At 68.1% G+C, this 24,284-nt stretch carries 24 protein-coding genes and 1 pseudogene; 14 read left to right on the forward strand and 11 right to left on the reverse strand.

All coding sequences use genetic code 11. The features are described 5' to 3' along the window. Positions 1-31: 31 nt before the first annotated feature. The 6 genes from ACXI0D_RS05170 to ACXI0D_RS05195 form a co-directional block, all read right to left on the reverse strand. A complete protein-coding gene (locus tag ACXI0D_RS05170; RefSeq protein WP_049442882.1) occupies positions 32-1,477 on the reverse strand; it encodes a GGDEF domain-containing protein in 1,446 nt (481 codons plus the stop codon). A 148-nt stretch (positions 1,478-1,625) separates the two neighbouring features. Then, the gene (gene fghA / locus ACXI0D_RS05175) at positions 1,626-2,456 is read right to left on the reverse strand and encodes an S-formylglutathione hydrolase (RefSeq protein ID WP_049442881.1); all 831 of its coding nucleotides are present in this window, start codon (positions 2,454-2,456) and stop codon (positions 1,626-1,628) included. Between the two features lie 22 nt (positions 2,457-2,478). Next, positions 2,479-2,823 carry a YqcC family protein gene (locus ACXI0D_RS05180; RefSeq protein WP_049442880.1) on the reverse strand — a complete coding sequence of 115 codons (345 nt, stop codon included), beginning with the start codon at positions 2,821-2,823 and terminating at the stop codon, positions 2,479-2,481. 8 nt (positions 2,824-2,831) lie between these two features. After that, complete coding sequence (locus ACXI0D_RS05185; RefSeq protein ID WP_049442879.1) at positions 2,832-3,941, reverse strand: S-(hydroxymethyl)glutathione dehydrogenase/class III alcohol dehydrogenase; 1,110 nt, start codon at positions 3,939-3,941, stop codon at positions 2,832-2,834. 65 nt (positions 3,942-4,006) lie between these two features. Beyond that, the gene (gene frmR, locus ACXI0D_RS05190; protein WP_005411009.1) at positions 4,007-4,282 is read right to left on the reverse strand and encodes a formaldehyde-responsive transcriptional repressor FrmR; all 276 of its coding nucleotides are present in this window, start codon (positions 4,280-4,282) and stop codon (positions 4,007-4,009) included. 71 nt (positions 4,283-4,353) lie between these two features. Then, the gene (locus ACXI0D_RS05195) at positions 4,354-5,259 is read right to left on the reverse strand and encodes a LysR family transcriptional regulator (protein WP_049442933.1); all 906 of its coding nucleotides are present in this window, start codon (positions 5,257-5,259) and stop codon (positions 4,354-4,356) included. A gap of 130 nt (positions 5,260-5,389) precedes the next feature. Here ACXI0D_RS05195 and ACXI0D_RS05200 point away from each other — a divergent pair, with 130 nt between their 5' ends. After that, positions 5,390-6,493, forward strand: coding sequence for an alkene reductase (locus ACXI0D_RS05200; protein WP_049442932.1), 1,104 nt, complete (start codon positions 5,390-5,392; stop codon positions 6,491-6,493). Between the two features lie 59 nt (positions 6,494-6,552). After that, positions 6,553-6,969, forward strand: a complete 417-nt coding sequence (locus ACXI0D_RS05205) for a VOC family protein (RefSeq protein WP_049442878.1) — start codon at positions 6,553-6,555, stop codon at positions 6,967-6,969. 12 nt (positions 6,970-6,981) lie between these two features. Here the strand turns inward: ACXI0D_RS05205 and ACXI0D_RS05210 are convergent, their stop codons facing one another. Further along, positions 6,982-7,677 carry a DAPG hydrolase family protein gene (locus ACXI0D_RS05210; protein WP_049442877.1) on the reverse strand — a complete coding sequence of 232 codons (696 nt, stop codon included), beginning with the start codon at positions 7,675-7,677 and terminating at the stop codon, positions 6,982-6,984. Positions 7,678-7,754: 77 nt separating this feature from the next. Between ACXI0D_RS05210 and ACXI0D_RS05215 the strand changes: the two genes are divergently transcribed. Continuing rightward, positions 7,755-8,417 carry a TetR/AcrR family transcriptional regulator gene (locus ACXI0D_RS05215; protein WP_049442876.1) on the forward strand — a complete coding sequence of 221 codons (663 nt, stop codon included), beginning with the start codon at positions 7,755-7,757 and terminating at the stop codon, positions 8,415-8,417. 109 nt (positions 8,418-8,526) lie between these two features. On the opposite strand, the gene ACXI0D_RS05220 is transcribed toward ACXI0D_RS05215, so the two are convergent. Next, complete coding sequence (locus ACXI0D_RS05220) at positions 8,527-9,411, reverse strand: LysR family transcriptional regulator (protein ID WP_049442875.1); 885 nt, start codon at positions 9,409-9,411, stop codon at positions 8,527-8,529. Positions 9,412-9,518: 107 nt separating this feature from the next. On the opposite strand from ACXI0D_RS05220, the gene ACXI0D_RS05225 reads away from it, so the two are divergent. Beyond that, positions 9,519-10,577, forward strand: a complete 1,059-nt coding sequence (locus ACXI0D_RS05225) for an NAD(P)-dependent alcohol dehydrogenase (RefSeq protein ID WP_005419275.1) — start codon at positions 9,519-9,521, stop codon at positions 10,575-10,577. A gap of 91 nt (positions 10,578-10,668) precedes the next feature. Here the strand turns inward: ACXI0D_RS05225 and ACXI0D_RS05230 are convergent, their stop codons facing one another. Then, positions 10,669-12,033 carry a glutamate--cysteine ligase gene (locus tag ACXI0D_RS05230; protein WP_014038468.1) on the reverse strand — a complete coding sequence of 455 codons (1,365 nt, stop codon included), beginning with the start codon at positions 12,031-12,033 and terminating at the stop codon, positions 10,669-10,671. A 152-nt stretch (positions 12,034-12,185) separates the two neighbouring features. Between ACXI0D_RS05230 and ACXI0D_RS05235 the strand changes: the two genes are divergently transcribed. The 3 genes and pseudogenes from ACXI0D_RS05235 (at position 12,186) to ACXI0D_RS05245 (ending at position 15,374) form a co-directional block, all read left to right on the forward strand. Next, a complete protein-coding gene (locus tag ACXI0D_RS05235) occupies positions 12,186-12,890 on the forward strand; it encodes a VIT1/CCC1 transporter family protein (protein WP_049442874.1) in 705 nt (234 codons plus the stop codon). Then, positions 12,887-13,706 (forward strand): annotated as a pseudogene (locus ACXI0D_RS05240) (helix-turn-helix transcriptional regulator). Before ACXI0D_RS05235 ends, ACXI0D_RS05240 begins: the two are co-directional and overlap by 4 nt. Before the next feature lie 696 nt (positions 13,707-14,402). Then, complete coding sequence (locus ACXI0D_RS05245; RefSeq protein ID WP_101766069.1) at positions 14,403-15,374, forward strand: MBL fold metallo-hydrolase; 972 nt, start codon at positions 14,403-14,405, stop codon at positions 15,372-15,374. 73 nt (positions 15,375-15,447) lie between these two features. Here the strand turns inward: ACXI0D_RS05245 and yihA are convergent, their stop codons facing one another. Beyond that, complete coding sequence (yihA, locus tag ACXI0D_RS05250; RefSeq protein WP_049442873.1) at positions 15,448-16,050, reverse strand: ribosome biogenesis GTP-binding protein YihA/YsxC; 603 nt, start codon at positions 16,048-16,050, stop codon at positions 15,448-15,450. 156 nt (positions 16,051-16,206) lie between these two features. On the opposite strand from yihA, the gene ACXI0D_RS05255 reads away from it, so the two are divergent. The 4 genes from ACXI0D_RS05255 (at position 16,207) to ACXI0D_RS05270 (ending at position 19,498) form a co-directional block, all read left to right on the forward strand. Then, positions 16,207-17,007: a c-type cytochrome gene (locus ACXI0D_RS05255; protein ID WP_101766070.1), complete on the forward strand. Its 801-nt coding sequence runs from the start codon at positions 16,207-16,209 to the stop codon at positions 17,005-17,007. A gap of 106 nt (positions 17,008-17,113) precedes the next feature. Continuing rightward, complete coding sequence (locus tag ACXI0D_RS05260; protein WP_101766071.1) at positions 17,114-17,764, forward strand: thiol:disulfide interchange protein DsbA/DsbL; 651 nt, start codon at positions 17,114-17,116, stop codon at positions 17,762-17,764. Between the two features lie 106 nt (positions 17,765-17,870). Next, positions 17,871-18,707 carry a thiol:disulfide interchange protein DsbA/DsbL gene (locus ACXI0D_RS05265; RefSeq protein ID WP_101766072.1) on the forward strand — a complete coding sequence of 279 codons (837 nt, stop codon included), beginning with the start codon at positions 17,871-17,873 and terminating at the stop codon, positions 18,705-18,707. 53 nt (positions 18,708-18,760) lie between these two features. Next, entirely contained in the window at positions 18,761-19,498 is a 738-nt protein-coding gene (locus ACXI0D_RS05270) for an endonuclease/exonuclease/phosphatase family protein (RefSeq protein ID WP_182474396.1), read from the forward strand. Between the two features lie 58 nt (positions 19,499-19,556). Here ACXI0D_RS05270 and ACXI0D_RS05275 read toward each other — a convergent pair whose 3' ends face one another. After that, positions 19,557-20,432 carry an EamA family transporter gene (locus ACXI0D_RS05275; RefSeq protein ID WP_032128972.1) on the reverse strand — a complete coding sequence of 292 codons (876 nt, stop codon included), beginning with the start codon at positions 20,430-20,432 and terminating at the stop codon, positions 19,557-19,559. 72 nt (positions 20,433-20,504) lie between these two features. Between ACXI0D_RS05275 and ACXI0D_RS05280 the strand changes: the two genes are divergently transcribed. The 3 genes from ACXI0D_RS05280 (at position 20,505) to fhuE (ending at position 23,907) form a co-directional block, all read left to right on the forward strand. Further along, positions 20,505-20,987 carry an Lrp/AsnC family transcriptional regulator gene (locus tag ACXI0D_RS05280; RefSeq protein ID WP_049442868.1) on the forward strand — a complete coding sequence of 161 codons (483 nt, stop codon included), beginning with the start codon at positions 20,505-20,507 and terminating at the stop codon, positions 20,985-20,987. A gap of 11 nt (positions 20,988-20,998) precedes the next feature. Continuing rightward, positions 20,999-21,550, forward strand: a complete 552-nt coding sequence (locus ACXI0D_RS05285) for a M23 family metallopeptidase (protein WP_049442867.1) — start codon at positions 20,999-21,001, stop codon at positions 21,548-21,550. A 197-nt stretch (positions 21,551-21,747) separates the two neighbouring features. After that, entirely contained in the window at positions 21,748-23,907 is a 2,160-nt protein-coding gene (fhuE, locus tag ACXI0D_RS05290; protein ID WP_101766073.1) for a ferric-rhodotorulic acid/ferric-coprogen receptor FhuE, read from the forward strand. Positions 23,908-24,284 lie beyond the last annotated feature (377 nt).

The raw sequence follows: 24,284 nt of genomic DNA on the forward strand, positions 1-24,284 counted from the left end.
ATCGCATACCGGGGCGGGACACAGAACGTGGTCAGCAATCCATCCTTCCGTGCGCACTGCCCTCGTCGTCCAGCACATGCGCATGCAGGATCACCTGGTTGCGGCCGGCACGTTTGGCGGCATACAGGCCGGCATCGGCGTCGGCCAGCAACTGATCGGCACTGGCCAGGGCCGGTGGATGCAGGTAGCCCACGCCAATACTGATGCTGACCGATCCTTCCGGCAACGGCAGCGCTTCCACCGCCTCGCGCAGGCGCTCGGCCAGCGCCAGCACGCCCGACAGCGCGCTGCCGGGCACGATCACCGCGAATTCCTCGCCGCCATAGCGCGCAACACTGTCACCGGCGCGGCCGGCGCTCGCCTTCAGCACCGCAGCCACGGCCTGCAGGCAGCGGTCGCCAGCGGGATGACCGTAGCGGTCGTTGAAGACCTTGAAATGATCGATATCCAGCAGCAGCAGGCCCAGCTCGGTACCACTGCGCCGTGCACGGTTCCACTCGGCCAACAGCAGGGCATCGAACTCGCGGCGGTTGGCCACCCCGGTCAGACCGTCCCGTCGCGCCAGCTGATCCAGCGCCGCCTGCCGTTCCAGCAGGTCGGTCTGCAGCAGGATGCTGCGCAGGCCGAAACCGAGCGTCGCCACCACGAATCCGGCCACCGCCAGGGGGCGTGCATGGTCGACCACCAGGGTGCCGACCACCAACAGCAGCAACGGCAGGATCATCGGGCCCGCCGCCTGCACGGTGCGCGCCATCCGCGGGTGCGGCACGAACACCGGCGCGGGCGCCTGGCTCAGCGCCAGCAACGCCAGCAGCAGGAATGGTAGGTCGATCAGCAGGTCGTTGTAGGCGCCGAATGCATCCCCCGAGGTGTAGTGGTTGATGTAGAACGCCACCACCAGGTACGCCAGCGCGTACAGCGCCAGCGCGCGGAACACGCTGCGCCGCTCGGGCACATCGCCGGCCAGCCATCGCACCACCGCAAAGCCGGCAATGCACAGGTTCTGGATGTCGAACATGCGCTGCATGCTGACCATCGCCATCGGGTCGACCTCCACCCGGTCGGCGAAGGACTGCGTGTGCACGAAGAACAGCACGCCCAGCAGCGCCGCCATCGCCGCATCGATCAGGCTGATGCTGAGCCGCTCGCGCCGCGCGCGGGCAAGGATGAATACCAGCGGCACGCCGTACAGCACGTACAGGAGCAGGCTTGCCTGCGGGGTGATATCGGCACGGCCGGCCCCCAGCGCATCGATCATGTTGAAGGCCATGCCGCCCGCCCACAGCAGCAGCGCCAGCGCGGTGGCGCGCCAGCCCAGGGCCGCCCGGTCGCGGCGCGCCCGCCACAGGCAGGCGGCCGCCGCCAGCAACGGTGCACCGGTCAGGAACACGAACGATCCCACCCCGGCGGGGCCCGGCCACAGGGTCAGCACCAGGCCATGGCACAGCACATACAGCAGCGCCAGCACTACCGGCATGCATCCCCCGATCCACAAGGCCGTACGCGCGCACCATAGCCCCGCCCGCGCCACGGCCACGTAAAAAAAGGGGACGGAGGGGATTAAGTCGTTTGCGGCACGGCGGCAAAAGCGACTTAATCCCCTCCGTCCCCTTTTTTCGGGGGCGTCAGCCGTGCAGGGCGCGGGCGTGGTGCGCGATGTGCTCGCCGATGAAGCTGCCAATGAAGTAGTAGCTGTGGTCGTAACCGGGCTGCAGGCGCAGGGTCAGCGGATGGCCGGCGGCTGCGCAGGCCTCCTGCAGACGCTGCGGCTGCAGCTGGGTCTGCAGGAACTCGTCCGCCTCGCCCTGGTCGACCAGCAGCGGCAGGCGCTCACTGGCCGTCGCCACCAGCGCGCAGGTATCCCACTGCGTCCAGTCGGCCGGGTTGTCGCCCAGATAGGCGGTGAACGCCTTCTGCCCCCACGGCACGTGGCTGGGCGCGACGATCGGCGAGAACGCCGACACGCTGCGGTAGCGCCCCGGGTTGCGCAGCGCGATCACCAGCGCGCCATGGCCGCCCATCGAATGGCCACTGATCGCGCGTGCATCGGTCACCGCGAAGTTCGCCTCGATCAGCGCCGGCAGTTCCTGCGCCACGTAGTCGTGCATGCGGTAGTGCTTCGCCCACGGTGCGCGGGTGGCATTGAGGTAGAAGCCTGCCCCCTTGCCCAGGTCGTAGCCCTCGGCATCGGCCACGTCATCACCACGCGGGCTGGTGTCGGGCGCGACGATGATCACACCGTGCTCGGCCGCATAACGCTGCGCCCCGGCCTTGGTGATGAAATTCTGCTCGGTGCAGGTCAGGCCGCTCAGCCAGTACAGCACCGGCAGCTTCTGCGTTTCCGCCTGCGGTGGCAGGTACACGGCGAACTGCATGTCGCAGCCCAGCGCGGTCGAATGATGGCGGTAGACGTCCTGCCAGCCGCCGAAACAGGCGCGGTGTTCAATGCGTTCCATGGCACTCTCCTGCGTACCGGCCTCAGCCGGCGCGTGTATTGATCAGTTCATCCAACTGCGACAACAGCTGCAGCAGGGGTTCGACACCGGGCTGGCCGTCCAGGTTGCGATATGCCGCCACCGCCACGTTGCTGTGTGGCGGCCATTGGCCATCCGCGCGGGCTTCGTGCAGGCGCGGCAGGAACACCTGCGCCAGCCAGTGCTCGAACGGCATCTCGTCGATGCCGAAGGCGGAATCCACCGCGCGCGGCGGCCCGACCACACCCTCGACCCAGCCCAGTGCACGCAGGGCCTGCTCGATCGGATCGACCAGGGCCGCGCGCGGATCGTCCGCACGCGGCCTGCGCAGGGCATCGAACCAGCCCATGCCGCGGCTCAGTAGTGGACCACCGAACGGATCGACTTGCCTTCATGCATCAGGTCGAAGGCATCGTTGATCTTGTCCAGGTCCATGGTGTGGGTGACGAACGGCGCCAGTTCGATATCGCCCTTCATCGCGTCCTCGACCATGCCGGGCAGCTGGCTGCGGCCCTTCACGCCACCGAAGGCGGTGCCCAACCACTTGCGGCCGGTCACCAGCTGGAACGGACGGGTGGAGATCTCCTGGCCCGAACCGGCCACGCCGATCACCACGCTCTGGCCCCAGCCACGGTGCGCGCATTCCAGCGCCGCGCGCATCACGTTGACGTTGCCGATGCACTCGAAGCTGTGGTCCACGCCCCAGGTGGTCATCTCGACGATGACCTGCTGGATCGGCTTGTCGAAATCCTTCGGATTGATGCAGTCGGTGGCGCCGAATTCGCGGGCCAGCTCGAACTTGGACGGATTGGTGTCCACCGCGATGATGCGGCCGGCCTTGGCCTGGCGCGCGCCCTGGATCACCGCCAGGCCAATGCCACCGAGGCCGAACACCGCCACGCTGTCGCCTTCCTGCACCTTGGCGGTGTTGTGTACCGCGCCGATGCCGGTGGTGACGCCGCAACCCAGCAGGCAGACGTGCTCCGGGTTGGCGTCCGGATTGATCTTCGCCAGCGACACCTCGGCCACCACGGTGTACTCACTGAAGGTCGAGCAACCCATGTAGTGGTACAGCGGCTCGCCGTTGTAGCTGAAGCGGCTGGTGCCGTCGGGCATCACGCCCTTGCCCTGGGTAGCGCGCACCGACACGCACAGGTTGGTCTTGCCGCTCTTGCAGAACAGGCACTCGCCGCACTCGGCGGTGTACAGCGGAATCACGTGGTCGCCCGGCTTGACGCTGGTCACGCCCTCGCCCACTTCCATCACGATGCCGGCTCCTTCATGGCCCAGCACCACCGGGAACAGGCCTTCCGGATCATCGCCGGACAGGGTGAACGCATCGGTGTGGCAGACACCGGTATGGGTGATCTTCACCAGCACTTCGCCCTTCTTCGGCGGGGCGACGTCGATCTCGACGATCTGCAGCGGCTGGCCGGGACCAAAGGCGACGGCGGCACGGGACTTCATGGTGGCTTCTCCAGGATCAGGCGGGAATGGGGTACAGCGTGATCAGCGCAATGTTGCGCCGTCGTTTATTTCAGGTACGAGCGGATCAACGCGCTCATGTCGCGCACGCGCTCGGCGCGTTGTTCGTCGGAGGCTGCGGGTTGCCCGAACTCCTCGCGCAGATGGGCCTCCATCACCTCGGACATCAGGCCATTGACCGCGCCACGGATGGCGGCGATCTGCTGCAGCACCGGCCCGCAGTCGGCACCGGCTTCCAGCGCGCGGTCCAGCGCATCGCACTGGCCGCGGATGCGGCGCACGCGGGCCAGGACCTTCTTCTTCTCTTCGGGGGAGTGCGGCACGGCGGGGCCACCTCGGAACTATACTGGGGGATAGTATACAAGCCACGGTCACGGACTCAATCCCGGCCGGCTCAATCGAACAATCCCTCGCCCGCCAGCCGCGCCAGCTCATCCACCACATAGCGAACTTTCGGCCGCAGGTGCCGGGTTGGCGGCCACAGGGCATGGATGTCGATGTGCCGCTGCATGTGTTCGTCCAGCACCGATTGCAGCGCGCCGGAATCCAGATGGCGGCGCACCAGTGAAATGGGCATCTGGCAGATGCCCAGCCCGGCGATGGCGCCTTCGATGACCGCGTCGCCGTCGTTGAGCTGGTAGGCCGCGTTCGGAATGAAGGTGGCCTCGGCATCGTCGCTGCCGACCCGCCACGCCACCGGCTGCCCGTGGCGGAAACCAACGATGCTGCGGTGCTGCGCCAGGTCCTCGACGGTCGCCGGCACGCCGTGCGCCTGCAGGTACTCCGGCGATGCGCAGGTGACCAGACGCTGGCGACCCAGCCGGCGCGCGACCAGATGCTCGGCCTGGTGCAATCCGCCGAAGCGGATCAGCAGGTCGATGCCCTCTTCGACCGGATCGACGAAGTGATCGGTGAAGGTCATCGTCAGCTGCAGGTCCGGGTACTGCCGGCACAGGCGCAACAGCACCGGCAGCACCACCAGCCGCCCGAACGAGGACGGCATGTCGATGCGCAGCCGCCCGCTGGGCAGGCCAGCCGACCCCAGGCAGGCCTCGGCCGCGGAGATTTCTTCCAGTGCCGCCGCACACGACGCGTAGTACGCCTCGCCATCGGTGGTCAGCGCGATGCGCCGCGTGGTGCGGTGGAACAGGCGCACGCCCAGCCGCGCTTCCAGCCGGGCGATGGCCTTGCCCACCGCCGAGCGCGAGATGCCCAGCGCGTCGGCAGCCTCGGTGAAGCTGCCCGAGCGGGCCGTGGTGACGAAGGTCACCAGGCCATTCAACGATTCCAGCGGCAGCATCATCTCATCCCACATTGGGGACAAATAGTCCCGCACCAAGGGAGATCGAAGCGCTTTATGCGCCCGCATGTCAACTCCATCCTGTGTGCATCGCGCCGCTGGCGCTCTTCCCCGCACCGAGATGACCAACATGACCGCCGCCCTGTTCCGTCCGTTCGACCTGACAGGCATCGCCCTGCGCAACCGCATCGCGATGGCCCCGATGACCCGTGCCCGCAACCCCGGCTCGGTCGCCAATGAGCTCACCGCGCAGTACTACCGGCAGCGCGCCAGCGCCGGCCTGATCATCAGCGAAGGCACGCCGGTCTCGCCGCAGGGCCAGGGCTACATCGACGTGCCGGGCATCTGGTCGGCCGAGCAGGTGGCCGGGTGGAAGCTGGTCACCGAGGCGGTGCATGCCGCGCAGGGCACGATCTTCGCCCAGCTCTGGCACGTCGGCCGCATGTCGCATTCCTCGCTGCAGCCCGGGGGTGGGCAACCGGTCAGCGCCGGTACCCGGCCGGTCGCCAGCGCAGCGAAGAACACCTCGTTCGTCTATCTGGAAGACGGCAGCCGCGGCCATGCCGATCCCACCCCGGCGCGTGCGCTGGCCACCGAAGAGATCCCCGGCATCATTGCCGACTTCGCACGCGGCGCCGACAACGCGATCGCCGCCGGTTTCGATGGCATCGAACTGCATGCCGCCAACGGCTACCTGTTCGAGCAGTTCCTCAACCCGCTCATCAACGAACGCGAGGACCGCTACGGCGGCTCATTGCCGAACCGTGCGCGGTTGATCCTGGAGACGGTCGATGCGATGGCCGAGCGCATCGGCGCCCACCGCATCGGCGTGCGCCTGGCGCCGAACAACCTCACCTTCGACATGCCGTACTACCCCGACAACGAGGCCACCTATCTGTACCTGGCCGAGGAACTGGGCAAGCGCGGGCTGGCCTATGTGCATCTCAACGACAACCTGCAGGCGGGGCAGTCGGTGCTGGGCGAAACGTTCCTGCAGCAGTTCAAGCGGGCCTACGGTGGCAACGTGATCCTGGCCGGTGGCATGACCCGCGAGCGCGCCCTGCAGCTGGTCGAGGCCGGCACCATCGACCTGGCCGCGTTCGGCCAGCCGTTCATCGCCAACCCGGATCTGGTCGAGCGCCTGCAGCGCGACATCGCGCTGGCCACTCCGGACCGCAGCAGCTACTACGGTGGCGGCGAAGCGGGCTACCTCGACTACCCGCGCGCGCAGTAGACCCACGCCCTGCGTGGATGCGGGCGTACACTGCCCACCCGCATCCAGCGGATCTGCCCATGGATACGCCCACCGCATCATTCATCGTCAACCTCGACGTCCCCGATCTCGCCGCAGCCGAAGCCTTCTACACCACAGCCTTCGGCCTGCGCATCGGCCGCCGCCTCGGCCCGGGCGCCGTGGAGCTGCTCGGTGGGCCAACCCCGCTCTACCTGCTGCAGAACGAGGCCGGCAGCGCCGCCACCGAGGATGGCGACGTGCGCGACTACGAGCGCCACTGGACCCCGCTGCACCTGGACTGGGTGGTGGATGACATCGAGGCCGCACTGGCACGTGCGGTTGCGGCCGGGGCGACGCTCGAACAGCCTGTGCGCGAGCGTCGCTGGGGCCGCATCGCCGTGCTGGCCGATCCGTTCGGGCATGGCTTCTGCCTGATCCAGTTCAGTGGCGAAGGCTACGACGCGCTGGTTGACTGACCGGCGCGCCGTTCACCACGGCAACGGCACTGCTTCGCCGTTGGCACGCTCGCCGTAGTACAGCGACGGCAGCAGGCGCGACAGGAAACTGAACTCCGTGTAGCAGTGCCTGAGCAGGCCCAGGCCGACTGCATCGCCGGCATCGCGCTGCGGATCGGCGCTGTCCAGGCCGAGTACGAAGCGGCTGCGCAGCACGCAGCCAAACGGCGTATCGCGTGCGACATGCAGCATCTGCCCGTCGCAGGGGTCACCGTGCGCATCCAGGCGCACGTGATCGCCGAAGCCGATGCGTGCGGCGATCACTGCCGACACATCACCGGCATCCTGTGCCGCCTGCAGGCGCTCTGGCACCAGCAGCGTGCGCGGGTCATGGAACTTCAGCCGCGCCGCCATCGGCGGAATGTCGGCCAGCGATTCCACCGCATGGATGCTGGCGCCGTGGTAGCTGCGCCCGCGCTGCCAGGCCGCGTCCCAGCCGCGATGCTCGACATGGTCGACCGGATGCCACCAGCGGATGTGCTGGGTGGTCTCGAAGAAGGTGAACCACCAGTCCAGCATGCGGCCCTTGCAGCCGTGCAGATCGGTGCGCACCGCCACCAGCAGGGTGCCGTCTTCGCGGCGCTGGATGCCGGTTTCCAGGTGCATTGGCGCCGGGTCCAGCAGATCGTGGTGGTCCAGCCAGGCGCGGGCGTTCACAGCGGTATCCATCGGGGGTTTCCTGCGGGGTTGGGAGGCCTGACAATACGGAAACGTTCAACGTTTCGCAATTAACCCAATGCGGTAAGATGGGCGCAATGAACAGCACCGCCCTGCCCGAGCCCACAACGCCGACCCGCCGCCGCGGCCGCCCTGCGCGACCGGAAGCCGAAGTCCGCCACGCGGTGCTGCAGGCCACGCTGGCGCTGTTGCTGGCACAGGGTTACGAGGCCACCACCATCGAAGCGGTGGCGGCGCACGCCGGGGTGGCGAAGAAGACCGTGTACCGCCATGCCAGCAACCGCGAGGAACTGGTCGGGTTGGCGGTGCGCGAGTGGACCGACGGCTTCGCGCCGCAGCTGCAGCGTGATGCCCGCAACGCCGACGAAGTGCTGCCGCTGCTGCGGGCGATCCTGCAGGCGGTGTGCGCACAGGCGCTGTCGGCGCAGGCGGTGCAGGTGTTCCGGCTGCTGGCCACCGACTTTCCCGGCAAGGACGCGCTGCTGCAGGCCTATCTGGACAACGGCATCGAACGCGGCCGTTCGCTGCTGGCCGACTGGCTGGCGCGGCAGCAGCAGCGTGGGCTGCTGCGGAAGGGAGATGCCGCGTGCATGGCGCGGCTGATCCTGGCGATGGCCGTGGCCGAGCCGCTGCGCGAACGCGTGATCGGCGTGGTGGCCGAGGATGCGCCGGTGGAGGTGCACCTGCGTGATTGCCTGGTGTTGTTGGCGCCGGTGCTGCAGGGGCCGTAGCGTGGTGCCATCCACGCATGGCGTGGATCTACCGGCCGATCCCGATTCGTCGGTCGGCAATGGCCTGCCCCGGTGGGTGCCGACCGTTGGTCGGCACTCCTGCAGCAACTCACTCGCGCAGCATGTCCACGAACGCGCGCAGCGCACCGGGCATCTGCCGCTGCTTCGGGTAGTACAGGGCGAAACCGGCGAACGGTTCGCTCCAGTCTTCCAGCACCGCCACCATCTGCCCGGATTCGATGTACGGCCGTGCGGTGTCTTCCAGCACATAGGCCAGGCCGATGCCATCGAGCACGGCACTGACCACGGTGCCCTGCTCGCCCAGGGTCAACCGCCCCGGCACGTCGATCTCCAGCGCCTGCCCCTCGCGTTCGAACTGCCACTTGTACAGATGGCCGCTGGCGAAGCGGAAGCGGATGCACTCGTGCGTGGCCAGGTCGCGTGGATGCTGCGGCGCCGAGCGTCTGCGCAGGTAGTCCGGCGAGCCGACGATCAGCCCGCGCAGCGGTGGCCCCATCGGCACCGCCACCATGTCCTCGGGGATGAACTCATGCAGGCGCACGCCGGCGTCATAGCCCTCGGCGACGATGTCGACCAGGCCATCGTTCTCGGTCAGCTCCACCCGCACGTCGGGATGGGCGTGCAGGAAGCGCGCCAGCCGTGGTCCCAGCTGGGTCGCCACCGCCGCACGGGTGGCGTTGATGCGCAGCAGGCCGGCCGGGGCGGCGCGGAACTGGTTCATCTCTTCCAGCGCGTCATGCACCTGGCCCAGCGCGGGTTGCAGGCGCTCGAGCAGGCGCTGCCCGGCCTCGGTCAGGGCCACGCTGCGGGTGGTGCGATGGAACAGGCCTACGCCCAGACGTTCTTCCAGCGCGCGGATCGCATAGCTCACCGCCGAGGTCGACAGCGCCAGCTCGGCGCCGGCGCGGCGGAAGCTGCGGTGGCGGGCAACCGCCGCGAACGCGGCCAGGTGGGAGAGGTTGTCAGTGGCCATGATTGTGCAGTTTCACTTGATGAATCATGCCGATATCCGGGCTTCTTGCCGCTGGGTACGGGGCGTATTGTAAAACGCCTTTCGACAAACCCTGCCAAGGATTCCCCATGTCCCTCGCCCGTGGTTACGCCGCCCATTCACATACCGACCCACTGATCCCGTACGAGTTCGAACGCCGCGCGGTCGGCCCGGACGATGTGCGTATCGAGATCCTCTACAGCGGCATCTGCCACTCCGACCTGCACCAGGCCCGCGACGACTGGGGTGGCTCGATCTACCCGATGGTGCCGGGCCACGAGATCATCGGCCGCGTGACCGAGGTCGGCAGCAACGTCACCCGCTTCAAGGTCGGCGACCACGCCGGCGTCGGCTGCATGGTCGACTCCTGCCGCCACTGCGACGCCTGCGAGCACGATCTGGAGCAGTACTGCGCCGAAGGCGCGACCTGGACCTACAACGGCCGTGAACGCGAAAGCGGTGCGCCGACCTACGGCGGCTATTCCGACCACGTGGTGGTCGAGCAGCGCTTCGTGGTGAAGGTGTCCGACACCCTCGACCTGAAGGCGGCCGCGCCGCTGCTGTGCGCCGGCATCACCACCTGGTCGCCGCTGCGCCACTGGAAGGTCGGCCCGGGCCAGAAGGTCGGCGTGATCGGCCTCGGTGGCCTCGGCCACATGGGCGTGAAGTTCGCCAAGGCACTCGGCGCGCACGTGGTGATGATCACCACCACGCCGGAAAAGGGTGCCGACGCCAAGCGCCTGGGCGCCGACGAAGTGCTGGTCTCGCGCGACGCCGCGCAGATGAAGGCGCACGCCGGCAGCTTCGACTTCCTGCTCAACACCATCCCGGTTGGCCATGACACCAACCCGTACATGGGCCTGCTCAAGCGCGAGGCCACCATGTGCCTGGTCGGCGTACTGACCGAACTGGACCCGCCGCTGACCGGCGGCAGCGTGATCTTCGGCCGCAAGCACCTGACCGGCTCGGCAATCGGCGGCATGGCCGAGACCCAGGAAATGATGGACTTCTGTGCCGAGCACGGCATCGTCAGCGACGTCGAGATGATCGACATCAAGAACGTCAACGAGGCCTGGGAACGCATGGCAAAGAACGATGTTCGCTACCGCTTCGTGATCGACATGGCGACGATGAAGAACGCCGCCTGATCCAAGGTAGATGTGGAAACGAAAAACCCCGGCAATGCCGGGGTTTTTCTTCTGGTAGTGCCGGTCGCTGGCGGGCAACCCCGCATCGCGGTCAGTACGCGAACTCGCGGAACACCGGATCCACATCGCCGTGCCAGCGGCCATGGAACAGCGCCAGCTTGCGCTCGGCCGGGGTCAGGCCGGACTCGACGATCTCCTGCAGCACGTCCAGGAACTTGCTCTCGTCCTGGCCGTCGGCGTTGCGCGCCGCGCGGCGCTTGAGGCCTTCGACGGAAATCTTCACCGCTTCGCGGGCCAGGTCGCGCACGCTGCCATTACGGAACGGCAGGTTCATCGCATGCTTCGGCACGCCATCGCGCAGTGCATGACGCTCGGCCAGGGTGAAGTCCCGCACCAGGTCCCAGGCGGCATCCAGTGCGGTGTCGTCGTACAGCAGGCCCACCCAGAATGCCGGCAGCGCACACAGGCGGCTCCACGGGCCACCGTCGGCGCCACGCATCTCCAGGTACTTCTTCAGGCGCACTTCCGGGAACGCGGTGGTCATGTGGTCCGACCAGTCGCGCAGCGTGGGCAGCGCACCGGGCAGCACCGGCAGCCTGGCCTGCATGAAATCGCGGAAGCTCTGCCCGCTGGCGTCGTGGTAGATGCCATCGCGGTAGGAGAAATACATCGGCACGTCGAGCAGGTAGTCGACATAGCGCTCGTAACCGAAGCCATCCTCGAACACGAAGTCGAGCATGCCGGTGCGGTCGGCGTCGGTGTCGGTCCAGATGTGCGAGCGGTAGCTCAGGTAGCCGTTCGGCTTGCCTTCGGTGAACGGCGAGTCGGCGAACAGCGCGGTGGCGATCGGCTGCAGCGCCAGCGACACGCGGAACTTCTTCACCATGTCCGCTTCGGTGGCGTAGTCCAGGTTCACCTGTACCGTGCAGGTGCGGGTCATCATGTCCAGGCCGAGCGAGCCGACCTTGGGCATGTACGCGCGCATGATCTTGTAGCGGCCCTTCGGCATCCACGGCATCTCATCGCGCTTCCACTTCGGCTGGAAACCCATGCCGAGGAAACCCAGCTGCAGTTCGCCGGCCACCTGGGCCACTTCATTGAGGTGGGTGCCAGTCTCCACGCAGGTCTGGTGGATGGTCTCCAGCGCCGCTCCGGACAGTTCCAACTGACCGGCCGGTTCCAGCGTCACCGAGGCGCCATCGCGCAGCAGGGCGATCGTGTTGCCGTTTTCCTGCACCGGCTCCCAGCCGAAGCGGACCAGGCCGTTGAGCAGGGCTTCGATGCCGCGCTCGCCCTCGAAGGTCGGCGGGCGCAGGTCATCCAGGCGGAACCCGAACTTCTCGTGCTCGGTACCGATGCGCCACTGCGCGCGGGGCTTCTCGCCGGAGGCGATCACCTCCACCAGCTGCGAGCGGTCGGTAATGGGGGTATCGGCGACGTGGCTGGGGCTCGACAAGGGGAAGGCTCGCTGGACAGTGGCGGGGGATGTGGGGCCCGGGGCCTTCCATCGCAAGGGCGCACTATAGCGTGGCGACCCGTTGCGTCATGCGACGGTGGCAGGTTTCAGCATCCTACCGACGCCCACTTGACCCTCGTACACTCAGAGCCATGAGCCGTCATTCACGACACCCCGAACTGCACCGCTCCGAGCGCGTCGGCTGGCTGCGTGCCGCCGTGCTGGGGGCAAACGATGGCATCGTCTCGGTGGCCGGCCTGGTGGTCGGCGTGGCCGCCAGCGGCGCCTCCGCTACGACCATCCTGGCCACCGGCGTGGCTGGCACCGTGGCCGGCGCGATGTCGATGGCCGCCGGCGAGTATGTCTCGGTGCAGACCCAGGCCGACACCGAAGACGCCGACCTGGCGATGGAAAAGCGCGAACTGCACGAAGACCCGCACAGCGAGCTGGAAGAGCTGGCCGCGATCTACCGCCACCGCGGCCTGGAGCCTGCCCTGGCACGGCAGGTGGCCGAACAGCTCACCGCCCACGACGCGCTGGGCGCCCATGCCCGCGACGAACTCGGCATCACCGATACCCTGCGCGCGCGCCCGTTGCAGGCGGCGCTGGCCTCGGCCGGTGCGTTCACCTGTGGCGCGGCGCTGCCGGTGCTGACCGCCCTGCTCGCGCCGGTCGACAAGGTCGCGATGATGACCACCGCCAGTACCCTGCTCGGCCTGTGCCTGACCGGCGCGATGGCGGCGCAGGCCGGCGGCGCCCCGCCTGTTCGCGGCGCAATCCGGGTGATGTTCTGGGGCGCGTTGGCGATGGCCGCGGCCGCAGGCGTCGGTCGCCTGCTCGGTGCCCACGTCTCGTGACCGGCATGCTGCCCCCGGCCACCGCACTGCTGGCCGAGATGGCCAGCCTGGCTGGCTGCGCACGCGCCGAGGGCTATGCGTGCATCACCGCTCGCCGGGAACATGGCGCCAGTTCGGTGGAGATTCCGCAGCCGCAGTTCGCGATCCTGCTGGAAGGCCAAGCAGGTGCGCACCGCACACCAGTCACTGGAATTCTTCCCCGGCGACATCCTGCTGCTGACCCAGCGCTGCCGCATCGATGTGGTCAACAGCCCCGATCCGCGCAGTGGCCGCTACCTCAGCGCGATCGTGCCGCTGTGTGCCGAAGTGCTGGCGGCCGCACGCACGCTGTGGAGCGAGGAATCCGCCCCTGGCCAGGCGATGGCACGACTGCCGCTGATCGACCATGGCGCGGTGCTGCGCCAGTGGCGCCAAGCGCTGCAGGACGGTCGTTACAGCGACGCGCGGCTGGCCCTGGCCTCGCTGGTGTTGACCCTGTGCCGGCAGGGCCACGGCAACCTGCTGCTGCCGCAGGCGCCGAGCCTGGGCGAACAGATCCGCGATCGCATCGCCGCCGAACCAGCCCGCGACTGGCAATCGCGTGATGTGGAAGAACAGTTCGCGCTGAGCGGTGCGACCCTGCGCCGTCACCTGGCGGCCGAGGACACCAGCCTGCGCCAGCTGCTCACCGAGGCCCGGCTGGCGCATGGCATGCAGCTGCTCTACACCACCGACCTGCCGTTGAAGACCGTCGCCGCACGCGCGGGCTACCGGTCTGCGGCCAGTTTCAGCAAGCGCTTCGCCGAGCAGTACGGACTGGCTCCCACAGACATTTGAGGGGGTTCGGCAGGGCTGCGCCCTGCACCCGCAGAAGCGAGTGCAAGAGCCGGAGCAACAGCAACAGCGGCTATCCGTGGGATGGCGGGGCGGTGTGGGTGGGCAGGACACGCCGTAAACCCATCCATGGGGGCTCGATGGCGCCATCCATGGCGCCAACGGTCCTGCCCACCCACACCGCCCCACCTCTGACAGATCTCCGCGGCTGTTGGTAGGTGTCGACCTTGGTCGACACATCTGTCAGATATCGAATGAAATTCCCGGGTCAGATCCGTTTTCCTCCGGAAAACGGATCTGACCCCAAGAGCATTTCCAACAGATCGCGGAAAACTGTCGAAGGCGGGGTGGGTCCGGTTGCGGGAGTGTCCGCGGCATGGATGCCGCGGCCAAGCCCCCATGGGTGAGGGCGCTTTGCTTGCGAAGCACTGCTTCGCAAGCGCCCGAACGCACAGCCGCCAGCGGCTGGGCCGGACCGCGGAGCGGGGTTTACGGCGTCTCCCGCAACCGGACCCACCCCGCCATCCCACGGATAGCCGCTGTTGCTTCGGCTGTTGCTCTGGCTCGTAGCGGGTGCAGGGCGCAGCCCTGCAGCCCCCCCCTCCCTGAACATTCCGCGTAGTGGTTTGAGCGCCGTGCACACGCCGGCCACGGCACGCTGGGCACAACGGAACCGCCCGTCATCCACCGAGAACCGCCATGACCCTGCGTTACCTGCCGCTGCGCGGCGCCCTGCTGCTGGCCCTGTCGTCCCTGCCGCTGGCCGCACTGGCCGAAGCCACCTCGCCCGCTCCCACCCAGCAGGTGCCCGGTGTCTACCACCAGCGCGTCGGTGCGCTGCAGGTCACCGCCCTGTTCGATGGCGTGGTCGCATTGGGCCGGCAGGAAGTGGTCGACGTGCCGCCAACGCTGGTCAGCCGCCTGTTGGAAGGCCGCTACGTACCCGAAGACAAGAAGGGCCTGCAGACCGCGATCAACGCCTTCCTGGTGCGCCAGGGCAACCACCTGACCCTGGTCGATACCGGCACCGCGCAGTGCTTCGGCCCCGGCCTGGGCCAGGTGCTCGGCAACCTGCGTGCCTCCGGCGTGGACCCGGCCGAGGTGGACGAGGTGCTGCTGACCCACGCCCATCCGGACCATCTGTGCGGGGTGCTCGACGCGCAGGGCAAGCCGGCCTACCCGAATGCCACCGTGTGGCTGTCCAAGGCCGATGCCGACTACTGGCTCAACCCGGCCAGCGAGGCCACGGCGCCGAAGGGCGTGCGCTTCGCCTTCCCGCTGGCGCGCAACGCGGTCGCGCCGTACCAGGCCAGCGGCCACCTGCGCACTTTCAGCCCCGGCGATGCGCTGCCCGGTGGCGCGGTGGCGATGGACACCCATGGCCATACCCCCGGCCATGTCTCCTACCGGTTCGACAGCCAGGGCCAGTCGCTGCTGGTATGGGGTGATGTGCTGCACTTCCATGCGGTGCAGTTCGCCCACCCGGAGGCCGCGTTCGAAGCCGATTCGGACCGCAAGGCGGCCATCGCCAGCCGTCGCGGGCTGCTGCAGCAGGCCACCGCCAACGGTTGGTGGGTGGCCGGTGCGCATCTGCCGTTCCCCGGCCTCGGCCATGTGCGTGGCGAGGGCCAGGCCTATGCCTGGGTGCCGGCGGAGTATTCGCCGTTGTGAGGGTGTGCCGACCCAGGTCGGCACCCACCCGATCGGGTAGCGCCCGGCTGCCAGCCGGGCGACCGGAAAGGCCTTATTCCAGCCCCAGCCAGCCGCCGATCACGCCGCGGGCTTCGTCCACGCCGGTGCGGTCCTCGCCGGAGAACACCTGCACGCTCACGCTGTCGCCATAGGCCGAGTGCAGTTCCTTGCGCACCTTCTGCAGGGACTGCATCTGCTGGCTGCGGCTGAGCTTGTCGGCCTTGGTCAGCAGCGCGTGCGCCGGCAGGCCACGCTGCACGGCGTAGGACAGCATCTGCCGGTCGTAATCCTTCAGCGGATGGCGGATGTCCATCACCACCACCAGCCCCTTCAGGGCCTCGCGGGTGCGGAAGTACTTGTCGATGAAGGCCTGCCAATGCGCCTGCAGGTCCAGCGGCACCTTGGCGTAGCCGTAACCGGGCAGATCGACCAGATGGGCTTCCGGGGTGACCTGGAAGAACACCAGCTGCTGGGTGCGGCCGGGGGTCTTGGAGACACGGGCCAGGGCGTTCTGGCGGGTCAGCGCGTTGAGCGCACTGGACTTGCCGGCGTTGGAGCGGCCGGCAAAGGCCACTTCGGCCCCTTCATCGGGCGGCAGCTGCCGCACGTTGTGGGCCGAAAGGTGGTAACGGGCGCGTTCGATGAGCAATGACATGTGCCTAGGATCGCATGTTGCGGCGCCGCGCGCCCGTGCCGGCGGCCGCTGCGGCCATTTTGCTGCACTGCTGCGTTGACCGTGCGCGGAAACGGCGTTGATAATCCGGGCGATGCCGGCGGCCACCGCCCGGCCCGGTCCATACGGAGCTTTAGCATGCGCCACGCTCGCGTTCTTGCCGTATCCGCCCTTGCCACTGCTGTAGTCGTTGCCGCTGCTGCGTTCGCGCAGACCACGTTGACCCCGCTACCCGACAACGGGCCGATCCGTACCGCCTCGCTGGAGGTGGATTTCAGCAAGACCCACTGGGGCGATGCCAAGGCCGGCCAGACCAAGGCGACGGCCTGCGCCGCCTGTCATGGTGCCGACGGCAATTCCACGGTGGAGATGTACCCGTCCATCGCCGGCCAGAGCGAACGCTACGTGGCCCAGCAGATGGCCCTGATCGCCAACGGCCAGCGCAGCTCGGGCGCGGCGGTGGCGATGGTGCCGTTCGTGCAGAACCTCACCCCGCAGGACATGCGCGACATCGGCGCGTTCTTCGCCACGCAGAAGGCCACCGCCGGCATCGCCGATGACACGGCGGTGACCGATGGCCCTTACAAGGGCATGAAGTTCTACGAGATCGGCCAGCAGTTGTACCGCGGCGGCGACGCCAAGCGCGGCCTGCCGGCCTGCATGGCCTGCCACGGCCCCAGCGGTGCCGGCAATCCCGGCCCGGCCTATCCGCACCTCGGGGGGCAGCACGCCAGCTATGTCGCGCGCCGCCTGCAGGAGTACCAGGCCGGCCAGACCAACGAGACCGACAAGGCGCACTTCCAGATCATGGCCACGGTTGCCCAGAAGCTCAGCGAGCAGGAGGTGCAGGCGCTGTCGAGCTACCTGCAGGGCCTGCACAACAAGGCCGATGACGTAGCCGCGGCCACCCCGCCGGTGCAACCGGCTGCCGCCCCCTGACCACCACTGGTCGGCCCGGGCCGCCACGTCGGCCCACGGCTGCGGTATGTTTCCTTCACGCCGGCGGCTGCGCCGGCGTTGCTTTTTTCAACGGAGATGCGTGTCGATGAGGTTGATTTCCCGCCTGCTGTTGTCCGTGCTGGTGCTGCTGCCGCTGGCAGCCTACGCCGCCACCCCCGCCAATGCCCCGCTGGTCGAGGGCAAAGACTACGAGCGCATCGCCCAGCCGGGCCCGTTCCAGCCGCTGGCCGGCAAGATCGAGGTGGTCGAGGTCTTCGGCTACACCTGCCCGCACTGCGCCCATTTCGAACCGCAGCTGGAAGCCTGGGCGGCCAAGCTGCCGGCCGACGTGCGCTTCACCCCGGTCCCGGCCGCCTTCGGTGGTGCCTGGGATGCCTGGGCACTGGCCTACTACGCCGCAGACGAAGTCGGCGTGGCCAAGCGCAGCCATGCCGCCGTGTTCAAGGCCCTGCACGAACAGGGTTCGCTGCCGATGCAGAACGTCTCGGCCGATGAGCTCGCCACCTTCTACAAGGCTTACGGCGTGACCCCGGACCGCTACATCCACGCCCTGCGCGGCGATGCCGTGCAGAAGAAGGTCGAGGCCGCGCGCGCGTTCGCCCAGCGCACCAAGATTCCGGGCACCCCGGCCATCATCATCAACGGCCAGTACCTGGTGCGCGGCAACAGCTTCGACGACCAGCTGCGCATCGCCTCGGCGCTGATCGCCCAGGCCCGCGCTGCCCGCGGCCGCTGAACCCAGCCCCACCACCGACACGGCGCTGTCGCCGCCGCGTGTCATCATTTCCCTCTGGCCGGCGCCTGCCGCCGGCCCCACCATTCCAGATGCTGGAGACGTTTCCATGAAGATCCGTTACGCCCTCGCCCTCGCAGCGCTGCTGCCGATCCTGGCCGCCTGCAAGGCCGACGACGGCAGCACCAACACCACCGCGGCCCCGGCCGAACCGGCAGCCGCCCCGGCCGCCACCACTGAACCGGCTGCTGCACCGGCCGCGGGCAGCGAAGGCGCCGCTCCGGCTGCCGCCGAAGGCGAGAAGGCCCCGGCCGAAGCCGCCCCCGCCGCGGCGCCGGCCCCGACCACCGCCGCGCTGACCGGCCCGGCCCCGGTGGAAGGCGCCGATTACCAGGTGATCCCGAACGGCCAGCCGTTCCAGCCGGCTGCCGGCAAGATCGAAGTAACCGAGATCTTCGGCTACGTCTGCCCGGCCTGCGCCGCGTTCCAGCCGCTGGTCGGCCCGTGGAAGGCCGGCCTGCCGAGCGACGTGAACTTCGTCTACGTGCCGGCCATGTTCGGCGGCACCTGGGATGACTACGCCCGTGCCTTCTACGCCGCGCAGACCCTGGGCGTGCAGGAGAAGACCCACGAAGCGCTGTACGCCGCCATCCACTCGCAGAAGACCCTGAAGGGCGAGCGCGGCCGTGACTCGGTGGAAGACATCGCCAAGTTCTACACCGCCTACGGCGTGGATCCGAAGCAGTTCGCCGCCACCATGGGCAGCTTCGCAGTGAATGCCAAGACCAACTCGGCCAAGCAGTTCGCCCAGCGCAGCCAGATCAGCGGCACCCCGTCGATCATCGTCAACGGCAAGTACCTGGTGAAGGGCAAGAGCTTCCCGGACATGCTGCGCATCGCCGACCACCTGATCGCCCGCGAACGCGGTGCGGCCCAGGCTCACTGATCCAAGAGAAGCGTTTCCCGGCCGTGAATTCCCCCCGTACACGGACCCTGCGCTTGCTGACGGCCAACATCCAGGCCGGCTCAAGTACCCGCCGCTACAGCGACTATGTGACCCGCAGCTGGTCACATGCGCTGCCGGCGGGTCGCAAGCGCAGCAGCCTGGACGCGATCGCCACCCTGGCGCGCGAACATGACATCGTCGGCCTGCAGGAGGCCGACCCGGGCAGCCTGCGCTCGGGCTTCACCAACCAGACTCACTACCTCGCCCAGCGCGCCGGCTTCAACTACTGGAGTCACCAGCCGAACCGGCGCATGGGCGGGGTCGCCTCCAGCGCCAATGGCCTGCTGAGCAAGCTGGAACCGGTGGAAGTGCAGGACCACGCCCTGCCCGGCCGCATCGGCGGGCGTGGCGTGCTGCTGGCCAAGTTCGGCGACGGTGCCGATGGCCTGGCGGTGGCGGTGGCCCATCTGTCGCTGGGCGCGGGATCGCGGATGTCGCAGCTGGGTTTCATCGCCGAGCTGCTGTCCGACCATCCCAACGCCGTGTTGATGGGCGACTTCAACTGCCTGGCCGAACGCCCGGAAATGCAGGTGCTGTACCAGAAGACCCGGCTGCAGCCCCCCGGCTGCATCGTGCCGACCTTCCCCAGCTGGCGCCCCGACCGCGCCATCGACCATATCCTGGTCAGCAGCGGCCTGCAGACCCGCACCGTGGAAGCCGTACCGGCCGCGTTCTCCGATCACCTCGCGCTGGCGATGCAGATCGACGTCCCGGCCAACGCCCTGCGCTGACCATTCCTGGTGGGTGCCAACCTTGGTTGGCACGCTCTCCGCCGGGCATGGCCCGGCGCTACCCGGCCTGCACCACCGGTACCTTCAACCGCCGCGCGGTCATCGTGCTGCCCACCGAGGCCAGCACCGTGCAGCCGATCGCCAGCCACTGCAACCCGTGCAGGTGCTCGTGCAGCAGCAGCATCGCCCACAGCGCGGCCACCGCCGGCTCCATGCTGATCAGGATGCCGAAGGTCTCCTTCGGCAGGCGCTTGAGCGCCATCATCTCCAGCGACATCGGGATCGCGCTGGACACCAGCGCCACCAGCAGGCCGGCCGCCAGGATCTTCGGATCGAGCAGCGCGGCACCGGCATGCACCACGCCCACCGGCACCACCACCAGCGAGGCCGCCAGCAACCCCAGCGACACCGAATGGCCGGCGTGCAGGTGGCCGGCACGCTTGCCGAACACGATGTACAGGCCCCAGCACGCCGCTGCGCCCATCGCATACAGCACGCCGGCCGGATCCAGCGCCGGGCCGCCGCCGATCGGCAGCAACAACAGCAACCCCACCGCCGCACAGCCCACCCAGAGGAAGTCGATCGGTCGTCGTGATGACAGCATCGCCACCGTCAGCGGCCCGGTGAACTCGATGGCCACCGCGATGCCGAAGGGAATCGTGCGCAGGGCCATGTAGAACAGCAGGTTCATCAGGCCCAGGGTGAGCCCGTAGCGCAGGATCGTGATCGCATCCACGCGGCTGGTCTTCCAGCGCCACGGCCGCCAGAACAGCAGCAGCAACAGCGCCGAGAAGCCCACGCGCAGCGCGCTGGTGCCCTGGGCGCCGATCAGCGGGAACAGGTGTTTTGCGTAGGAGGTGCCGATGGCCAGCGAGGTGACCGAGCCAAGCACCGCCAGCGCCGGCAACATCGGCGCAAGTCGTGAGGTCTGCATGGGCAAAGTCTATTGCGCCAGCGCCGAGCACTTGGCTCAATTGACAGCCCGTTCGTGCAACTTCTGCTCGCCATGGCCACCGCCCCCGTGCTCGACAGCTTCGACCGCGCCATCCTCGACCTGCTGCAGCGGGACAACACCCTGCCGCAGCGCGAAATCGCCGAGGCCGTGCACCTGTCCCCCCCGGCCGTGCAACGCCGCATCAAGCGGCTGCAGGACAGCGGCGTGATCGCGGCCAATGTGGCAGTGATCGATGCCGCAAAGATCGGCCGGCCGCTGACCATCATCGTCGAGGTGCGCGTGGTCAGCGAGCAGCGCGAGCGCGTGGCGCCGTTCAAGCGCCGCGTGCAGGACGATCCTGCCGTGCAGCAGTGCTACTCGATCACCGGTGACGGCGATTTCCTGCTGCTGCTTTCGGCGGCATCGATGGAAGAGTACGAGGCGATCACAGAGCGGTTGTTCGGCGGCGATGACAACATCGAGCGCTTCCGTACGTCGGTCGCGCTGGGTACGTTGAAGCGCAGTTTCGAAGTGCCGCTACTACCGGTTCCGTAGCGTCGGAGATCATGAACACATCGCCCTCCCCTGCCCGTCGCCTGCGCCGCTGGCTGCTGCGTGGCCTATGGCTGGCCATCGCCATCGTCGCCGCGTTGATGCTGTGGAACAGCCCGTGGGCCGCTGCACCGAAGCTGCTGTGGACACTCTCACGGATGCCTCCGGCCACCGAACTTCCGGTGCCGGTGGAGGGTGTGCGCCCCCGCCAGATCGCCGATACCTTCGGCGCACCGCGTGGCCGTGACCGCTCCCACGCCGGCATCGACATCTTCGCCAAGCGCGGTACCCCGGTACGCAGTGCCACCGCCGGCGTCATCGCGGATGTCAGCGAGCGCGGGCTCGGTGGCCGCCAGGTGTGGGTGATCGGGCCCGGGCGCGAGCGCTACTACTACGCCCATCTGGACGACTGGGCCGAGGGCCTGGCGCGCGGCCAGGTGGTCCAGGCCGGCGACCTTCTCGGCCACGTCGGCGACAGCGGCAATGCCAGGGGCACGCCGCCGCACCTGCACTGGGGCATCTACGGCGCCGATGGCGCCCGCGATCCACTGCCGCTGCTGCGCTGAACCCGGTTTGTAGCGCCAAGCCAGCTCGATACCACGGGGCAGCGGGCCCATTCGTTCACGATTTGTAAATAGGAATAGTTCGTATTACCATTTCTTTCGTTTCCGGTGGTGCCAGGACGGCCTACCCGCCCGTTTCCCACCCGTAGCGCCTCGCCTTCTGGATGCCGGCCGAGCGCGCGTGCTCGTCCAGGACCCCCATGACCCGTTCCGCCATCCGTACCCCGCAGCCGCAGCGGCTGTCCGTCGCCGTGCTCGTTGCACTCTGCACCCTGGCCCCGGCCGCCTTCGCCGACACCGCCGCCGACCCGACCACGCTCGACAAGGTGGTGGTCAAGGGCGAACGCGCCGAAGGCTATTCGGTGCGCCGCACCTCGGCCGGTACCCGCTTCGACCTGGCGCCGCGCGAGATCCCGCAGTCGGTCAGCATCATCAGCCACCAGCGCATTGAAGATCAGAAGCTGGACGACATCATCGACGTGCTGGCCAACACCACCGGCGTGACCAGCACCCAGTCCGACAGCGAGCGCACCGAGTTCTACGCGCGCGGGTTCTACATCGACGCCTACCAGTTCGATGGCCTGCCCACGCAGATGGTGCAGAACTGGAGCTATGGTGACTCCGGCCTCGATCTGGCCCTGTACGACCGCGTGGAAGTGGTGCGCGGTGCCACCGGCCTGCTCAGCGGCGCCGGCAACCCGTCGGCATCGGTGAACCTGGTGCGCAAGCACGCCGACAGCGCCGAGCTGGCCGGCAGCGTATCGGTAAACGTGGGCAGCTGGGGCCGCACCCGCACCACGGTGGACGTGGGCAGCGCACTGAACGCCAGTGGCACGGTGCGCGGCCGCGTGATCGGCAGCTACCTGGACACCGACGGCCAGATGGACCGCTACAACCAGCGCAAGACGCTGGGCTACGCCGTCATCGACGCCGACCTGACCCCGGATACGCAGTTGAGCGTGGGCTACGACTACCAGCAGAAGCGCGCCAATGGCGCGACCTGGGGCGGCTTCCCGATGCTGTACTCCGATGGCTCGCGCACGGGCTACGACGAATCGTTCAACGCCAGCCCGAACTGGACCTACTGGGATACCACCAGCAAGCGCGCCTTCGCCACCCTGCAGCACGCCTTCAGCAACGGCTGGAAGTTCAAGGTGGGTGCCACGCACGATGAGACCAAGGCCGACGACAAGCTGTTCTACCCGGCCTACAACGACTGGACCACGGGCGCATCGAACTTCGACAAGGCCACCGGCACGGGCATCTCGCCGTCCGCGGGCTTCTACAACACCGAGCGCAAGGTCACCGGCGTCGACGGCTACGTTGATGGTCCGTTCCAGCTGTTCGGCCGCGAGCACCAGTTCATGGCCGGCCTGAGCTACAACAAGCGCGAGTACGCCAACTACGGCGACTACCAGGTCGGTGGCGCCGGCCAGACCTGGGACCCGTTCGCCAGCTATCTGAACTGGACGGGCAACATCAGCGAACCGAACTGGAACCCGCTGGCACTGGCCAGCGAGGGCACCATCACCCAGAAGGCCGGCTACGCGGCCGCCCGCCTGTCACTGGCCGCCCCCCTGAAGCTGATCATCGGCGCCCGCTACACCGACTGGAAGAGCGAGGGCGAAGGCGCCGACCGCGCGCACAAGGTCACCACGCCCTACGCCGGCCTGGTGTTCGACATCAACGGTACGTACTCCACCTATGCCAGCTACACCGAGATCTTCCAGCCGCAGACGCTGAAGGACCGCAACGGCAGCTACCTCGATCCGGTCGATGGCAAGAGCTACGAAGTGGGCGTCAAGGGCGCATGGTTCGACAATCGCCTGAACGCCTCGCTGGCCGTGTTCCGCATCGAACAGGACAACGTCGGCCAGGCCACCGGTGAACCCGTGCAGGGCAGCCAGAACGAGTTCGCCTATCGCGCCGCGCGTGGCACGGTCAGCCGTGGCTTCGAGTTCGAGCTGAACGGCGAGCTGGCACCCGGCTGGAACGCGACTTTCGGTGCTTCGCGCTATGTGGCCAAGGACATCAACGGCGCCGACATCAACACCAACCTGCCCCAGACCGCACTGAAGCTGTTCACCAGCTACACCCCGCAGTCGCTGCAGGAACTGACCGTCGGTGGCGGTGCCAACTGGCAGAACCGCATCTACTACCCGGTACCGGCCTACGGCCGCATCGAGCAGAGCGGCTACGCACTGGTCAGCGCCTTCGTGCGCTACCGCATCTCGCCGGAGTTCAGCGTGCAGGCCAACCTCAACAACCTGCTGGACAAGAAGTACCTGTCGCAGATCAACGGCTACGGTGCGTACGGCGATGGCCGCAATGGCTCACTGACGTTCACCTGGGCGTTCTGATGGAAATGGCGCCGGGCCTGCCCCGGCGCCATCGCGTTGCGGCGGCGACCTTGCAGGTGTAGCTTCGCGCACACGGTGGCCAGCAGTCCTGCCCCGTGCCATGCGGACACATGATGCGCTTCCACTCTCAAGGACGACCGGCCATGCGTACCGGTACGAAACTCGGTCTCTCGCTCACGGCACTGCTCCTGTCGCTGCCCCTGATGATCATCACGGGCAATGGCTATTTCATCCTGCTGCTGTTGGTCGGACTACCTGCCGCGATCCTGTTCTGGTTCGACCTCGGCCGGGAACTGCGGGCCCTCCCCACACCCAGCCGCGCTGAGCGGGCGCTGGGTCTGGCAATGGGCGTTCCGCAGGTGCTGTTCGGGCTGTCG

It is taken from the genome of Stenotrophomonas sp. C9D9 (assembly GCF_056491205.1).

Coding starts and splice junctions, on each gene's coding strand:
- ACXI0D_RS05170 (WP_049442882.1), bottom strand. CDS start 1,477: ATGCCGGTAGTGCTGGCGCTGCTGTATGTGCTGTGCCATGGCCTGGTG.
- fghA (WP_049442881.1), bottom strand. CDS start 2,456: ATGGAACGCATTGAACACCGCGCCTGTTTCGGCGGCTGGCAGGACGTC.
- ACXI0D_RS05180 (WP_049442880.1), bottom strand. CDS start 2,823: ATGGGCTGGTTCGATGCCCTGCGCAGGCCGCGTGCGGACGATCCGCGC.
- ACXI0D_RS05185 (WP_049442879.1), bottom strand. CDS start 3,941: ATGAAGTCCCGTGCCGCCGTCGCCTTTGGTCCCGGCCAGCCGCTGCAG.
- ACXI0D_RS05195 (WP_049442933.1), bottom strand. CDS start 5,259: ATGCTGCCGCTGGAATCGTTGAATGGCCTGGTGACCTTCGTCACCACG.
- ACXI0D_RS05200 (WP_049442932.1), top strand. CDS start 5,390: ATGACCGCCGCCCTGTTCCGTCCGTTCGACCTGACAGGCATCGCCCTG.
- ACXI0D_RS05205 (WP_049442878.1), top strand. CDS start 6,553: ATGGATACGCCCACCGCATCATTCATCGTCAACCTCGACGTCCCCGAT.
- ACXI0D_RS05210 (WP_049442877.1), bottom strand. CDS start 7,677: ATGGATACCGCTGTGAACGCCCGCGCCTGGCTGGACCACCACGATCTG.
- ACXI0D_RS05215 (WP_049442876.1), top strand. CDS start 7,755: ATGGGCGCAATGAACAGCACCGCCCTGCCCGAGCCCACAACGCCGACC.
- ACXI0D_RS05220 (WP_049442875.1), bottom strand. CDS start 9,411: ATGGCCACTGACAACCTCTCCCACCTGGCCGCGTTCGCGGCGGTTGCC.
- ACXI0D_RS05225 (WP_005419275.1), top strand. CDS start 9,519: ATGTCCCTCGCCCGTGGTTACGCCGCCCATTCACATACCGACCCACTG.
- ACXI0D_RS05235 (WP_049442874.1), top strand. CDS start 12,186: ATGAGCCGTCATTCACGACACCCCGAACTGCACCGCTCCGAGCGCGTC.
- ACXI0D_RS05245 (WP_101766069.1), top strand. CDS start 14,403: ATGACCCTGCGTTACCTGCCGCTGCGCGGCGCCCTGCTGCTGGCCCTG.
- yihA (WP_049442873.1), bottom strand. CDS start 16,050: ATGTCATTGCTCATCGAACGCGCCCGTTACCACCTTTCGGCCCACAAC.
- ACXI0D_RS05255 (WP_101766070.1), top strand. CDS start 16,207: ATGCGCCACGCTCGCGTTCTTGCCGTATCCGCCCTTGCCACTGCTGTA.
- ACXI0D_RS05260 (WP_101766071.1), top strand. CDS start 17,114: ATGAGGTTGATTTCCCGCCTGCTGTTGTCCGTGCTGGTGCTGCTGCCG.
- ACXI0D_RS05265 (WP_101766072.1), top strand. CDS start 17,871: ATGAAGATCCGTTACGCCCTCGCCCTCGCAGCGCTGCTGCCGATCCTG.
- ACXI0D_RS05275 (WP_032128972.1), bottom strand. CDS start 20,432: ATGCAGACCTCACGACTTGCGCCGATGTTGCCGGCGCTGGCGGTGCTT.
- ACXI0D_RS05280 (WP_049442868.1), top strand. CDS start 20,505: ATGGCCACCGCCCCCGTGCTCGACAGCTTCGACCGCGCCATCCTCGAC.
- ACXI0D_RS05285 (WP_049442867.1), top strand. CDS start 20,999: ATGAACACATCGCCCTCCCCTGCCCGTCGCCTGCGCCGCTGGCTGCTG.
- fhuE (WP_101766073.1), top strand. CDS start 21,748: ATGACCCGTTCCGCCATCCGTACCCCGCAGCCGCAGCGGCTGTCCGTC.